The following is a 14492-nucleotide window of genomic DNA, read 5'->3' on the forward strand; positions in this document are numbered from 1 at the left end:
GTCGTCTGCGGCGCCGTTGTGGCTGGTCGCGCAGTTCCCCGCGCCCCTTTAGGGCGTTGCCGCCCAGCGTGTTGGTCAGGCGCTGCTGCTTTCCTCCGGGAGGATCCGGCCTGCTGGGCCCAGGTCGACCGGGCCGACCCCGGCTCGGCGCGCGAGCGCTACCGCCGCGAGGGTCGAGTGGACGCCTAGCTTGCCCAGGACGTTCTGCATGTGTGTGCGGACGGTGTGCGGGGACAGGTACAGGCGCTCGGCGACCGCCTTGCGCCCCAGTCCTGCCACCATGCACCGCAGCACCTCACGCTCGCGCGGGGTGAGCGACTCCACCAGCCGCTCGCTCTCGGTGCGGTGCTTGCGCGCGGCCGTGAGCTCCCGCAGCACCCCGGTCAGCAGGGCCGGCGGCAGATGGGTCTCCTCGCGCAGCACCCCGCGGATGACGGTGAGCAGCCGGGACAGCGAGCAGTCCTTGGCCACCCAGCCGGACGCACCGGCCTGGAGCGCGAGCGCGGCCCGGCGCGGATCGTCCTTCTCGGCCAGGACGACGGTCCGTACCGCCGGCTGCGCGGAGCGGACCCCGGCGACCAGCGAGATGCCGTCCACGAGCCCGTCCTCGCCCACCTCCTGGACGGGCACGGCGGGCCGGACACCCGGCACGTTGCCACCCAGGTCGGCGTCGACGAGCAGGACATCGAACCGGCGCCCCTCGGCGACCGCGCGCTCCATGCTGCGCAATGCCGCCGGACCGCTGCCCGCGGCGGAGACGTCGACGTCGGGCTCGGCGGCCAGGGCGGCGGCGAGCGACTCGGCGAAGATGCGATGGTCGTCGACGACCAGAACTCGGATGCGAACCACGAAACCCCCTTCCCCACGCTCTCAAAGAGCAGGGGATACCCCATCGTCAAAGGACGACACCGGGAGACGAACACCGTCGCGGGCACGACGCCCGAAGCGCGGATGGCACACGGCCGCCGCCGTGCAGAAACTGCTACCCCCACTTCGGGCGTCGAACCCGACCTGTCTCGCCCCCTGATCAGCACCGGCCCCCACCGGTGCTGTTCATCAGGGTACGGCCGGGGAGCAGGAGCGGAAGGTAATTTGCAGAACTGGTTGTCCAGCGCGTTTATGGTGAGCCGCATGTTTCGTCTGGAGACAGAAGTCGACAAAGCACGGCAGGATCTGCTCCGCCGCCAACTGCTGGACGCCAACACCAGGGCCTCGCCGGTCCTGCGCGCCCTGCGCGGAACCCCAGGTGAACGTGAACTTCCGCTCCAGGTATGGGCGTTGGACGGTTCCGGCGCCCTGGCCGGCGGTCTCGTCGGCCACACCTGGACGAGCTGGCTCCACGTCACGTACCTCTGGGTCCACGAACGCGCCCGCGGGACCGGTCTGGGTTCGCAGTTGCTCGCACACGCGGAGGGCATGGCCCGTTCGGAGCGGGGCTGCACCGCGGCGCGCGTGGAGACCTGGGACTTCCAGGCGCCGGGGTTCTACCGCAAGCAGGGGTACGACGTGGTCTGCGTGATCCCGGACTATCCGCCGGGCATCACGGAGTACACCCTGACCAAACATCTGGGACCGAGCTGACGTACATGCGCTGCGCCGCCCAGGGGCGCGGGGAACCGCGCGACCGGCCACGACGGCGCCGCGCATGAGCGACCACACAAGGCGGCACTTCCAGCGGAGCGCTCAGCGCAGCCGCCGCGCCCCGGCCGCCGGCACCGCCTCGAACACCCTCGGCGCCGTGAACCCGGCGCCGGCGAAGGCCTCCTCGACCGCCTTGGTGACCGTCTCCACGTCCGCCGCCTCGGCCAGCACGATCGCCGAGCCGCCGAAGCCGCCGCCCGTCATCCGCGCACCCAGCGCGCCACTGGTCAGGGCCGTGTCCACGACCAGGTCCAGCTCCGGGCAGGAGATGCGGAAGTCGTCCCGCAGGGAGGCGTGCCCCTCGGTCAGCACCGGGCCGATCGCCCGTGTCTCACCCGACTCCAGCAGAGCCACGACCCGCTCGACACGCTGGTCCTCGGTGACGACGTGGCGCACCAGACGGCGCACCTCCTCCTCGTCGCCGAGCCGGTCCAGGGCCGTGTCCAGGTCGTCGTAGGCGATGTCGCGGAGCGCGTCCACGCCCAGCAGCGCGGCGCCCTTCTCGCAGCCCGCGCGGCGCTTGCCGTACTCGCCCTCGCTGTGGGAGTGCTTGACCTGGGTGTCGACGACCAGCAGGCGCATGCCCTCGGCGGCCAGGTCGAAGGGGATCTGCTTCTGGGACAGGTCACGGGTGTCGAGGAACAGGGCGTGGCCCGCCTCGCAGCACGCGGACGCCGTCTGGTCCATGATCCCGACCGGGGCGCCGACGTACACGTTCTCCGCGCGCCGGCACAGCCGGGCCAGTTGCCAGCCCTTCTGGCCCAGGTCGTACAGGTCGTTCAGGGCGAGCGCCACGACGACCTCCAGGGCCGCCGACGAGGACAGGCCGGCGCCCGCCGGGACCGTCGAGGCCAGGTGGATGTCGGCGCCGGTCACCGCGTGGCCGGCCTGGCGCAGCGCCCAGACCACGCCCGACGGGTACGCCGTCCAGTCGCGGTCCGACTCGGGTTCGAGGTCGTCGACGCGCAGTTCCACGACGCCGCCCTCGACATCCTCCGAGTGCAGCCGCAGCACGCCGTCGGTGCGCCGCGAGAGTGCCGCGACGGCGGTGTGCGGCAGCGCGAACGGCATGACGAAGCCGTCGTTGTAGTCGGTGTGCTCGCCGATCAGGTTGACCCGGCCCGGCGCGGCCCACACCCCCTCCGGCTGGGCCCCGTACAGCTCCTCGAACCGCTCGGCGACCGCGGCTGCCGTGTCGACGTTCATCCCCTGACCCTGACCTTCCGTACTGAACCGGCCCAAGCAGCCGGTGAGTTGACCGGCCGCACAGCCTGAGAACCTAACGCCGGCGGCACCGGCCGTAGAACTTAACCTGCGCGTCGCTGCGCGAACTCCCACGCGTCCGCGACGATGCCCGCGAGGTCCGCGCGGGACGGGTTCCAGCCGAGCCGCTCGCGGGCGGTGTCGGCGGAGGCGACCAGGACCGCCGGGTCGCCGCCCCGGCGCGGGGCCACGACCTCGGGGATCGGGTGCCCGGTGACCTGCCGGACGGTCTCGACGACCTGGCGGACGGAGAAGCCGTTGCCGTTGCCGAGGTTGCAGATGAGGTGCTCGCCCGGGGTGGCGGCCTTCACGGCCAGCAGGTGGGCCTCGGCCAGGTCGGCGACGTGGATGTAGTCGCGCACGCAGGTGCCGTCCGGCGTCGGGTAGTCGTCGCCGAAGACGGAGATCGCCTCGCGCTTGCCCTGGGCGACCTGGAGGACCAGCGGGATCAGGTGCGACTCGGGGTCGTGGCGCTCGCCGTAGGCGCCGTAGGCACCCGCGACGTTGAAGTACCTGAGGGACACGGCACCGAGGCCGTGGGCCGCCGCCTCACCGGTGATCATGTGGTCGACGGCGAGCTTGGAGGCGCCGTAGGGGTTCGTGGGCTGCGTCGGCGCCGACTCGACGATCGGCACCTCGGCCGGCTCGCCGTAGGTGGCGGCCGTCGAGGAGAAGACGAGCTTGCGCACGCCCGCCTCACGCATGGCGCCGAGCAGCGCCATGGTGCCGCCGACGTTGTTGTCCCAGTACTTCTCGGGCTTCACGACCGACTCGCCGACCTGCGAGAACGCGGCGAAGTGCAGCACCGCGTCGAAGGAGGAGTCCAGCCACTTGGCGGCGTCGCGGATGTCGCCCTCGATGAAGGACGCCCCGGACGGCACACCCTCACGGAAGCCGGTGGTGAGGTTGTCGAGCACGACGACCTCGTCCCCCGCCTCGATGAGGTGTTGCGCGACCACGCTGCCCACGTAGCCGGCCCCGCCGGTGACCAGAAACTTCCCACTCATCTACTCGCTACCTCTCGCAGTCGCTCGGCCGCGCGCTCCGGCGGCACGTCGTTGATGAACACGTTCATGCCGGACTCGGAACCCGCGAGGAACTTCAGCTTGCCGGAAGTGCGGCGGATGGTGAAAAGCTCGAGGTGAAGCGCGAAATCCTCCCGCACGACGCCCTCGAAGTCCTCCAACTGGCCGAACGGCGCCTGATGCCAGGCGGCGATGTACGGCGTCGGAGGCTCACCCTCACCGAAGATCCGGTCGAAGCGCCTCAAGAGTTCCAGATAAACCTTGGGGAACTCTGAGCGCGCCTCCTCGTCGAGGGCGAGCAGGTCGGGCACCCGGCGCTTCGGGTACAGGTGGACCTCGTACGGCCAGTGCGCGGCGTACGGCACGAAGGCCAGCCAGTGTTCACTCTCCAGGACGACCCGCTCGTCGGCGAGTTCACGCTCCAGGACGGCGTCGAACAGGTTCTCCCCGCCGGTGGCGTCCTTGTGCGCGGCGAGAGAGCGCAGCATCAGGGCGGTGCGCGGGGTGGTGAAGGGGTAGGCGTAGATCTGCCCGTGCGGGTGGCCGAGGGTGACGCCGATCTCGGCGCCGCGGTTCTCGAAGCAGAACACCTGCTCGACGGAGGGGAGGGAGGACAGCTCCGACGTCCGGTCCGTCCACGCCTCCAGCACCAGTCGCGCCTGCTCCTCGGACAGATCGGCGAACGACGCGTTGTGGTCGGAGGTGAAGCAGACGACCTCGCAGCGCCCGGAGTCACCGGCCAGCGAGGGGAAGCGGTTCTCGAAGACCACGACGTCGTACGACGAGTCCGGGATCTCGCTCAGCCGCTCGCCCTCGGACGGGCACAGCGGGCACTGATCGGCCGGCGGGTGATACGTCCGCCCCTGCCGGTGCGAGGCGATGGCGATCGCGTCGCCGAGCAGCACGTCGTGACGGATCTCGGACGACGTGACGGTCCGCTCCAGGGGGCGGCGGTCGGCCGCGTCCCGCACGGTGTCGTCGCGCAGGTCGTAGTAGATGAGCTCACGACCGTCGGCCAGTCGGGTCGAGGTCTTCTTCACGCCGGACTCCATTTCGAGCCGCTCAGGGGTCTTCCGAGTCTCCATCAAACAGAACTAAACACAGCGAAACACAACTCACCACCTGCGTCAACATCACAATCAAACAAAGAGCATCACCAGACGTGTTCAATTACTGAACACGGGGGCGTAGGTTCCGCTCTGTATCGATTCGCGAGACGAAGCGAGTACGAATGCAAACCCCCACAATTTCCCCCACCTCCCCCACCCCTTCCGCCTACTCCACCTATTTCGCAGCCGAGCTGCGGCTCCCCACGAACTGGCTCGACTACACGCTGCTCGGCATCTACTTCGTGGTGGTGCTGGGCATCGGCTTCGCCGCCCGTCGCTCGGTGAAGACGACCCTCGACTTCTTCCTCTCCGGGCGCTCCCTGCCCGCCTGGGTCACCGGCCTGGCCTTCATCTCCGCCAACCTGGCCGCCACCGAGATCCTCGGCATGGCCGCCAACAGTGCCCAGTACGGCGCCTACACCGTCCACTGGTACTGGATCGGCGCCATCCCGGCCATGGTGTTCCTCGGCCTGGTGATGATGCCCTTCTACTACGGCAGCAAGGTCCGCTCGGTCCCCGAGTTCCTGCTCCTGCGCTTCGACAAATGGGCACACCTGCTCAGTTCGATCCTGTTCGCCTTCGCCGCGATCCTGATCGCCGGCGTCAACCTCTACGCCCTCGCGATCGTGGTCGAGGCCCTGCTGGGCTGGCCGCAGTGGGTGGCCATCGTGGTCGCCGGCTTCTTCGTGCTCGCGTACATCACCCTCGGCGGGCTGTCCTCCGCGATCTACAACGAGGTCCTGCAGTTCTTCGTGATCCTGGCCGCGCTGATCCCGATCACCGTGCTGGCGCTGAAGAAGGTCGGCGGCTGGGACGGCCTGAGCGACAAGCTGACCCAGACCCACGGCGACAACTTCGTCACCGCCTGGGGCGGCACCGGCATCGGCGAGGCGAACCCGCTGGGCGCGAACTGGCTGACGATCGTCCTCGGCCTCGGCTTCGTGCTGTCGTTCGGCTACTGGACGACGAACTTCGCGGAGGTCCAGCGGGCGCTGTCCGCGAAGAACCTCTCGGCGGCCCAGCGCACCCCGCTGATCGCGGCGTTCCCGAAGATCTTCATCGTGTTCCTGGTGATGATCCCGGGTCTGGCGGCCGCGGCCCTGGTCCCCGGCTTCGGCACCGAGGAGTCGGGCTACCAGTACAACGACGCCATCCCGTACCTGATGGAGGGACTGCTGCCCAACGGCGTGCTGGGCATCGCGGTGACCGGTCTGCTGGCCGCGTTCATGGCGGGCATGGCGGCCAACGTGTCGTCCTTCAACACGGTGTTCACCACGGACATCTGGGCGAAGTACGTGGTGACGGACCGCGAGGACTCCTACTACGTCCGCTTCGGCCGGCTGATCACGGCGGCCGGCGTGCTCGCGTCGATCGGCACGGCGTTCCTGGCGTCGTCGTTCTCGAACATCATGAGCTACCTCCAGACCCTGTTCTCCTTCTTCAACGTGCCGATGTTCGTGGTCTTCATCGTCGGCATGTTCTGGAAGCGGGCGTCGATGAAGTCGGGCTTCTGGGGCCTGCTGGCCGGCACGACGGCGGCGATGGTGAACTACTTCGTCCTCTACAAGCAGGACATCATCTCGATCCCCTCCGACCAGGGCGCCAACTTCGTCTCCGCGATCGCGGGGTTCGTGGCCGGCGCGGTCGTCATGGTCGCCGTCTCCCTGTTCACCGCTCCCAAGCCGACGGAGGAACTCCAGGGCCTGGTCTACGGCACCCGCTCCCCCGGAATGGCCGAGCCGCCGGCCGAGGGCGACGACGCGTGGTACCGCAGGCCGGCGTTGCTGGGCTGGGGTGCGGTGGTACTGGCGGCCGCCTGCTACATCCCGTTCTCGTTCTCGCTCTGACGACGGAGGCCGACAGACCATGACCGACCATCAGTCCGAACACCCCAGGTCCTCCGGGTACTCCGAGCAGGACGTGCAGCGCGAGGTCAGCGAACTCCAGGAGAAGTCGGCGACGGCCGCCCGGCTCTTCGACATCCGGCGCATCATCGGCGGCCTCTTCGTGCTCTACGGCGTGATCGTCACGATCGCCGGGCTCACTGACGACGACGCCGCGATCGACAAGGCCGAGGGCGTGAACATCAACCTCTGGACCGGGCTGGGGATGCTGCTTCTCGGCATCTTCTTCCTGGTCTGGCTGAAGCTTCGGCCCACGGCTCCGCCGCCGCCGGATGTGGAGCCAGGGGAGGAATCGGGTGCCGGGCCGAAGGGGTGACCGCGAGTGGGGGCGGGCCGGGTGTTCTCTCGCCCCCGCCGCCCCTACCCTCCCCCACTCTCGGCTTCGCTCGAGCGGGGGGGGGACCCCATCGTCCCCGGGGGCTGCCGCCCCCGGACCCCCGCATCGGCCTGAACGGCCTCGTCCTCAAACGCCGGACGGGCTGAAAGATGCGGACCGGCCTTTGAGAGTGAGCGTCGGCCGCGCCCGACGGGCTGAAGGATTGCGGACCGGCCGTCGCCACACGCCGGACGGGCTAAGAGATGCGGACCGGTGTCACGGCTCCCCCTGTGCCACCGGGCCCGCCCGGTCCAGCAAGCCCGTGCGGGCCGCCAGTGCCGCTGCTTCCAGGCGGGAGCCAACGCCGAGTTTCATCAGGACTCGCTGGACGTGGGTGCGGGCCGTGGACGGGGCGATGCCCATGCCGGCGGCGATCAGGCGGGTGTCCTCGCCGTCGGCGACCCGGACCAGGACCTCTACCTCGCGGGGTGTCAGCATCTGGAGCAGCCGCTGGCCCTCGTCGTCCGGTTGCGCGGCGGGGTTGAGCAGTTCGCTGAACGCGCCCTGGAGGAGCTGCGGCGCCACCGCCGCCTCCCCCGCCCGTGCCTTCATGATCGCCCGCTCGACACCCTCTATGCGTTCGTCGTGCCGGACATAGCCGGAGGCCCCGGCCGCGAACGCCGCCGCTATGCCGCGCGGGCTCGGCACCGGGCCGAGCACCAGCACCGCCACCTGCGGACGTTCCCGCTTGATCTTGGCCACCGGGTCGAACATCCCCGGCTCCGCGGGTGTCGCCGTGCCCAGCAGGCACACCTCGGGAGCCCGCGTGATCACCAGCTCCGCCGCCCCCGCGGCGGGCGCCGCCGCGGCCAGCACCCGGTGCCCCCTCAACTTCAGTGCCGAGGCCAGCGCCTCGGCGAGCAATCGGTGGTCGTCGACCACCATGAGCCGAACTCCCATCGAGCAACCCCCCAGTCCCCCCAATGGAACCCCATCAATACCCAGGACCGCCTGTACCAGTCCGGATGCCCCACTATGGATGCCCACTGGTCCGCGCGGACAGAAGCCCCCTCCCGGCTCCCCCGCCCTTCATGCCCCCGGAAGCTACACGCTTGTTCGACGTTGCGCTCCCCCTACCGGCGAGAAGTGCCCCGGAACGGCGGATTTTCTGGCTTTCCGTGCATTCGAGGGCGATGAGGCAGTACGCGAACGGCTCCGCCCCCGAGCAGGGACGGAGCCGTCTTCACGACCGGGCGCGGTGACCTCAGCCGGTCGCACCGAACGCGATCACATGGGCCTTGCGGATATCCGAACTGCCCAGTTCGCTGGCGAACTTGGCGGACATGTACAGATGCCCCTGCGCGTAGAGGATCTCGGAGTACTCCGGCGACATCCGCATCTCCACGTCCCGCACCGACCTGGCGGCCGGGTTCTCCAGCAGCGTCGTCTCCTCGAAGCTGCCGCCGTCGATGCTGACGATCTGCCCGCCCTTGTCGTAGGGGGGACGCTTGTACGCGATCACGTTGCCGCCGTCCATGCGCAGCGGCGTGATCGTGTACCGGTCGCCCGCGTCCGCGCGCTGGCCGGTCTGCTTGCCGGTGGCCAGGTCGAAGGCGACGATCTCGTTGGTCTGGCCGTACTCGCCGCCGCCTTCGTGCGCCTTGGTCTCCACGTAGAGCCGGTCGTTGCCCACCACCACACCCGTGCACGTCTCGATCGTGGTGACGCCGGAGCAGCGGGCCGCGTACTGGTCGCCCGGCACGGAGATGCGGATGCGCAGCTTGCCGGTCTTGTTGTCGATGGAGAAGGCGTCCGTGATGCCGATGGAGTCCTCGGACTGGCCCGCCTCGGCGGCCACGACGAGCGGGTCGGTGGAGATCACGCTGGCGTACTCGACGCCCTCGGCCATCTTGTACTCGGAGATCACCTTCCCGGTCTTCGGGTCGATGGTCTGGATGTGGAGCTGAGGCTGGTCGTAGGAACCGCACTTGCGGACCGCGACCATCTTCGGGCCGCCCGCGTACCCGAGGTCGTAGCAGCCGTCGTTCGCCTTCGGGACCCACAGCGGCTTGCCGGTCTTCAGGTCGAAGGCGGCGCCGCCGCTGGTGCCGCCGGCCGCGACCGTGCCCCCGCTGAGGGTGATGTTGTCGTAGCGGATCAGCCCGTCCTCGTTCTGGGCGGTCTTCGTCCAGAGCTTCTTGCCCGTGTCGAGGTCGATCGCGGCGACCTGGGTGCAGCCGTGAGAGGGCTTGTCCTTGGTCGGCATGGCGGGCTCGAAGGCGACGGCCGTCACACCGTCTTCGCTGATGTGCTTGGCGGCCTGGCAGACCGGGCCGGGCAGCTTGACCGACCACAGCTTGGAACCCTTGTCGGGGTCGTAGCCGACGATCTCCGCGACGCCGCTCTTGACGTACGCCTTGTCGGTCAGCCAGGAGCCGGACACGACGATGCTGGTGTCGTCGTCGACATTGGGCGCCGGGACCTGGAAGAGGACCTGGGAGGCGGTGTTCGAGGGCACCTTCTCCGACCCGTCGGGGGCGTCGAAGCCGCCTCCCGCGTCGTCGCCCCCGCCGCCGGTGCCGCCGCTGGAGCCGGCGGTGTCGTCCTTGCCGCCGTTGTCACCGGACTTCGCGTACCAGACGCCGCCGCCGATGATCAGGGCGATCACCACGACCGCGGCCGCGATGATGACGGCGAGCTGCGAGCTGGACCGGCCCGCGCCGCCCGCGGCCTGTCCCGGCTGCGGGTGCATCGGCACGGTCTGCTGCGGATAGCCGTAGCCGGGCGCCTGGGTGTACGGGTTCTGGGGCTGGCCGTAGGGGTTCTGCGGCGGCTGTCCGTACGGGGCGGGCTGCGCAGTGGGGTAGCCGTACCCGGGCGGGGTGGCCTGGGGTGCTCCCTGCGGGGCCTGGGGATAGCCGTACGCGGGCTGCCCGGGTGCCTGCGCCGGGGGCTGCGGGGGCTGCTGCGGCGGTGTCTGGGGGGCGCCGAAGCCGCCGCCCGGCTGCTGGGGCGGCTGATCCTGCGGCGGGCCGAACCCGCCCGGCGGGGGCTGGTTGGGCGGCGGAGGCGGCGGCTGGGTCATGGCGTGGGTACCTCAGGGGAGGGGGACGACGGGCGCGGGGGCGAGGGCGTGAGCGGTGCGCGCCTCACTTGCCGAAGGCGAGGATCAGCTTCTCCTTGGCTTCGTCCTGGCCGCTCAGCCGGGTGCTGGAGAGGTAGAAGCGGCCGTCGGCCCAGTCGTAGGCCTTGGAGAAGAAGCCGTTCTCGATGTCCGCGGCGCTCGTCGGGTTCTGGAGCACCTTCGCCGGCCGGTGGCTGCTGCCGGAGATCGGGATCGCCACGACCTGGCCGCCCGCGTCGTACGACGCCTGGACATAGGAGATCAGTTGACCGTCCTCGACCTTGATCGGCAGCATCGACTCGTCGGCCGGGGACTTCACCCGCCACTTCTCCTTGCCGTTGCCGAGGTCGATGGCGACGATCTCGTTGGCGCTGGCGGTCGCCTTGGTCGGCATGTACAGCGTGTTCGCGTCGGCGACCACACCGGAGCAGCCCTGAAGGTCACGCTGGAGGATGGCCCAGCCGCACTCGGCGCCGATCTCGAGTTTGACGCCGACCTGCGAGCGGAACTTGCCGGAGGAGTCGAACGTGGAGATGTTCCCCGACTTCTCCTTCTCGTTGGTGCTGTAGACGACCAGCGGGTCGAGGGAGAAGATGCGCGAGATCCGCCAGCCGTCCTTGTACGCGAAGGTCCACTTCGCCTTGCCGGTCGCCGGGTCGAGTTCCTGCATTTCGTCGTGCTCGTTGCTGCTGGAGGCGGCGCAGGACGCGACGGCGATCACCTTGTCGCCGCCCGCGAACGCGTCGGGGAAGCACTTGTCGCCGAACCGCGTCTTGTCCCACAGCTTCTTGCCGCTGTCGATGTCGTACGCCGTGCCCGACTGCGAGCGGCCCACCAGCAACGTCTTGCCGGTGATGGTCAGTTCGACGTCGAGCGTGCTGTCGAAGAGCGCGCCGTCGGCGACGCTGCCCTTCCAGCCCTTGTCGCCGGTGTCGAGGTCGACCTGCTGGAGCTGGTTGCACTTGGCGCGGTCGCTGCTGCCGCTCATGTAGGCGACGACGATCTTGTCGCCGGCCGACTTCTGCGGGGTTACCGCGCAGATCTTCTCCGGGAAGGTGATCGGGTCCCAGGCGTCCTCGCCGTCGCCGACCTTGAAGCCGAAGAGCTGCTTGTACGCCGCCTTCACCGCGGTCTTGTCGGTGACCCACATGCCGGGGGCGTCGGCGCCGGACTTGGGCGCGTCGGGCGCCGGCTTGTACCAGAGGACCTTCGACTCGCCCGCCTGGCGGCCTCCGTTGAGGTTCTCCGGGTCGGCGCCGCCCTCGCTGCCGCCACCGCCGGAGTCGGACGGGGACTCGGAGCCCTTGGGGTCGTCGCTCTGCTGGGCGACCGGCTTGTCGTCCTTGCCGTCACCGCCGCGGGTCACCGCGAACACGGTGCCGCCGATGACGAGCAGGACGGCGACCGCGGCACCGATGGCCACGGCGGGCTTGCCCTTGAAGGGGTTGCGCGAGCCGCCGGGCGGGGTGCCGGGGGCGCCCGGGTACTGCGGCTGGGGCGGGTAGCCGTAACCCTGGGCGGGCTGCTGGCCGTAGGAGCCGGGCTGCTGCGGATAGCCGTACGGCCCCGGCTGCTGCTGGGGCTGTGCGTACGGGCCGGACTGGTACGGGCCCGGCTGCGCGGGCTGGCCCGGCTGCTGCGGGTAGCCGTAGCCGGGCTGCGGTGCGCCGGCCGGCGGGGCCTGCGGAGGCGGCGGCGTCTGCGGCGGGCCCTGCGGCGGCGGGGGTGTCTGGGGGGCGCCCTGCGGCGGGGGCGGGGTCTGCGGTGCCCCGAAGCCGCCCTGCCGCGGATCCTGTGGTGCACCGAAACCGCCCTGCGGCGGCTGGTTGGGCGGCTGGCTCATGAGCGGTTCCCCCTTGAGACCGGTGTGGTGCCACGTTCTGTGCCGTCGCGTTTCCGCCACACCAGCTTTTCTCAGACTGTTCTCAGGCGGCCCTTTCTATCACCCGCCACCGACAGCACACCGGCCCGCATCCACCCCTGTTCCCAACGGAGAACCGCCCCGTGATACCCCCGTTATGCGCCTTCACGCCCCCTTCACACGGCGCACGCAGACGCCCGGAAGAGGCGCCGGAGGCGCCTTCAAGGGGCGCGGGGCTGTGTCTATTTGCGGCTACCGCCGCGCGGGCGCGACCAGCCCCACCACACCGCACCCGACAACCAACACGAGCCCGCCACTTCCGTAGTCACGGCCCACCCAGCGAAGCGCTACGCGTCGTCCGCGAGTTCCAGCCAGCGCATCTCCAGCTCATCCCGCTGCCCCGCCAGGTCCCGCAGTTCCGCGTCGAGTTCGGCGACCTTCCCGAAGTCCGTCGCATGCTCGGCGATCTGCGCGTGCAGCTTGGTCTCCCGCTCGGAGAGCTTGTCGAGCTGCCGCTCGATCTTCTGCAACTCCTTCTTGGCGGCGCGCGCATCGGCCGAGTTCTTCTCCGGTACGGCCTTCTCCGCGGCCGAGGCGGCGGCCGCCGCGACGACCTGCGCCTCCATGCGGTGGCGGCGCTCCAGGTACTCGTCGATGCCGCGCGGCAGCATCCGCAGGGTGGCGTCGCCGAGCAGGGCGAACACCCGGTCCGTGGTGCGCTCGACGAAGAACCGGTCGTGGGAGATGACGATCATCGAGCCCGGCCAGCCGTCGAGGACGTCCTCCAGTTGGGTGAGGGTCTCGATGTCGAGGTCGTTGGTGGGCTCGTCGAGGAAGAGGACGTTGGGCTCGTCCATGAGCAGGCGCAGCAGTTGGAGCCTGCGGCGCTCACCGCCCGACAGGTCGCCGACCGGCGTCCACTGCTTGTCCTTGTTGAAGCCGAACGTCTCGCAGAGCTGACCGGCGGTCATCTCGCGGCCCTTGCCGAGGTCCACGCGCTCGCGCACCTGCTGAACGGCCTCCAGCACCCGCCAGTTCGGGTTCAGCTCGGCGACTTCCTGGGACAGATAGGCGAGTTTGACGGTCTTTCCGACGGCGATCCGCCCGCCGGCCGGTTGCGCCTCGCCCTCGGTCCGCGCGGCCTCGGCCATCGCGCGCAGGAGGGAGGTCTTGCCCGCGCCGTTGACGCCGACGAGGCCGATGCGGTCGCCGGGTCCGAGCTGCCACGTCACATGCTTGAGCAGCACCTTGGGGCCTGCCTGGACGGTGACGTCCTCCAGGTCGAACACCGTCTTGCCGAGCCGGGACGAGGCGAACTTCATCAGCTCGCTGCTGTCGCGGGGCGGCGGCACGTCCTTGATGAGCTCGTTGGCGGCCTCGACCCTGAAGCGCGGCTTGGACGTCCGCGCGGGGGCGCCGCGGCGCAGCCAGGCCAGCTCCTTGCGGACCAGGTTCTGCCGCTTGACCTCCTCGGTCGCGGCGATGCGCTCGCGCTCGGCACGCGCGAAGACGTAGTCGGAGTAGCCGCCCTCGTATTCGTAGACGTCGCCGCGCTGGACGTCCCACATGCGGGTGCAGACCTGGTCGAGGAACCAGCGGTCGTGGGTGACGCAGACGAGCGCCGAGCGCCGCTCGCGCAGATGCTGGGCGAGCCAGGCGATGCCCTCGACGTCGAGGTGGTTGGTGGGCTCGTCGAGGACGATCAGGTCCTGCTCCTCGATGAGCAGCTTGGCGAGCGCGATCCGCCGCCGCTCGCCGCCGGAGAGCGGGCCGATGACGGTGTCCAGGCCCTGCGGGAAGCCGGGCAGGTCGAGCCCGCCGAAGAGGCCCGTGAGCACGTCCCGGATCTTGGCGTTGCCCGCCCACTCGTGGTCGGCCATGTCCCGGATGACCTCGTGCCGGACGGTCGCCTCGGAGTCCAGTGAGTCGTGCTGTGTGAGGACGCCGATCCGCAGCCCGCCGGAGTGGGTGACCCGGCCGGTGTCGGTGTCCTCCACCTTGGCCAGCATCCGGATCAGGGTCGTCTTGCCGTCGCCGTTGCGCCCGACGACGCCGATGCGGTCGCCCTCGGAGACGCCGAGCGAGACACCGTCGAGCAGGGCACGGGTGCCGTACACCTTGCTGACGTTCTCGACATTGACCAGGTTGACGGCCATTTCTCTCCTGCCCAGGGGGACGATCGACCTTCCAGGGTAGTCGCGCCCGCCGACGGCTCCGCACCCAAGCCCTTGCGACCAGGGGCGCACACC

Annotated in this window: 11 protein-coding genes; 3 read left to right on the plus strand and 8 right to left on the minus strand. The window is 70.0% G+C overall.

All coding sequences use genetic code 11. The features are described 5' to 3' along the window. Positions 1 to 75 precede the first annotated feature (75 nt). A complete protein-coding gene (locus ACZ69Q_RS33565; RefSeq protein ID WP_471049285.1) occupies positions 76 to 849 on the minus strand; it encodes a LuxR C-terminal-related transcriptional regulator in 774 nt (257 codons plus the stop codon). A gap of 270 nt (positions 850 to 1119) precedes the next feature. On the opposite strand from ACZ69Q_RS33565, the gene ACZ69Q_RS33570 reads away from it, so the two are divergent. Continuing rightward, positions 1120 to 1581 carry a GNAT family N-acetyltransferase gene (locus tag ACZ69Q_RS33570; protein ID WP_471049686.1) on the plus strand — a complete coding sequence of 154 codons (462 nt, stop codon included), beginning with the start codon at positions 1120 to 1122 and terminating at the stop codon, positions 1579 to 1581. Between the two features lie 102 nt (positions 1582 to 1683). On the opposite strand, the gene galK is transcribed toward ACZ69Q_RS33570, so the two are convergent. The 3 genes from galK to galT all read right to left on the minus strand — a co-directional run bounded on the left by galK (position 1684) and on the right by galT (position 4969). Beyond that, on the minus strand, positions 1684 to 2847 hold the full coding sequence (galK, locus tag ACZ69Q_RS33575) for a galactokinase (protein ID WP_471049288.1): 1164 nt from the start codon (positions 2845 to 2847) through the stop codon (positions 1684 to 1686). Between the two features lie 101 nt (positions 2848 to 2948). Continuing rightward, on the minus strand, positions 2949 to 3911 hold the full coding sequence (galE, locus tag ACZ69Q_RS33580; protein WP_471049290.1) for a UDP-glucose 4-epimerase GalE: 963 nt from the start codon (positions 3909 to 3911) through the stop codon (positions 2949 to 2951). Continuing rightward, positions 3908 to 4969, minus strand: a complete 1062-nt coding sequence (galT, locus tag ACZ69Q_RS33585; RefSeq protein ID WP_471049293.1) for a galactose-1-phosphate uridylyltransferase — start codon at positions 4967 to 4969, stop codon at positions 3908 to 3910. The genes galE and galT overlap by 4 nt, the downstream gene beginning before the upstream one ends. A 191-nt stretch (positions 4970 to 5160) precedes the next feature. Here galT and ACZ69Q_RS33590 point away from each other — a divergent pair, with 191 nt between their 5' ends. Then, positions 5161 to 6885, plus strand: coding sequence for a sodium:solute symporter family protein (locus tag ACZ69Q_RS33590; protein ID WP_471049296.1), 1725 nt, complete (start codon positions 5161 to 5163; stop codon positions 6883 to 6885). A 19-nt stretch (positions 6886 to 6904) separates the two neighbouring features. Further along, positions 6905 to 7258, plus strand: a complete 354-nt coding sequence (locus ACZ69Q_RS33595; RefSeq protein WP_471049298.1) for a hypothetical protein — start codon at positions 6905 to 6907, stop codon at positions 7256 to 7258. 276 nt (positions 7259 to 7534) lie between these two features. On the opposite strand, the gene ACZ69Q_RS33600 is transcribed toward ACZ69Q_RS33595, so the two are convergent. The 4 genes from ACZ69Q_RS33600 to ACZ69Q_RS33615 all read right to left on the minus strand — a co-directional run bounded on the left by ACZ69Q_RS33600 (position 7535) and on the right by ACZ69Q_RS33615 (position 14399). Continuing rightward, on the minus strand, positions 7535 to 8218 hold the full coding sequence (locus ACZ69Q_RS33600) for a helix-turn-helix transcriptional regulator (RefSeq protein ID WP_471049301.1): 684 nt from the start codon (positions 8216 to 8218) through the stop codon (positions 7535 to 7537). A gap of 304 nt (positions 8219 to 8522) precedes the next feature. Continuing rightward, on the minus strand, positions 8523 to 10343 hold the full coding sequence (locus ACZ69Q_RS33605; protein ID WP_471049303.1) for an outer membrane protein assembly factor BamB family protein: 1821 nt from the start codon (positions 10341 to 10343) through the stop codon (positions 8523 to 8525). Between the two features lie 64 nt (positions 10344 to 10407). Beyond that, positions 10408 to 12225: an outer membrane protein assembly factor BamB family protein gene (locus tag ACZ69Q_RS33610; RefSeq protein ID WP_471049305.1), complete on the minus strand. Its 1818-nt coding sequence runs from the start codon at positions 12223 to 12225 to the stop codon at positions 10408 to 10410. Between the two features lie 365 nt (positions 12226 to 12590). Next, the gene (locus tag ACZ69Q_RS33615; RefSeq protein ID WP_471049308.1) at positions 12591 to 14399 is read right to left on the minus strand and encodes an ABC-F family ATP-binding cassette domain-containing protein; all 1809 of its coding nucleotides are present in this window, start codon (positions 14397 to 14399) and stop codon (positions 12591 to 12593) included. Positions 14400 to 14492: the final 93 nt, after the last annotated feature.

It is taken from the genome of Streptomyces sp. NPDC036764, from assembly GCF_055609385.1.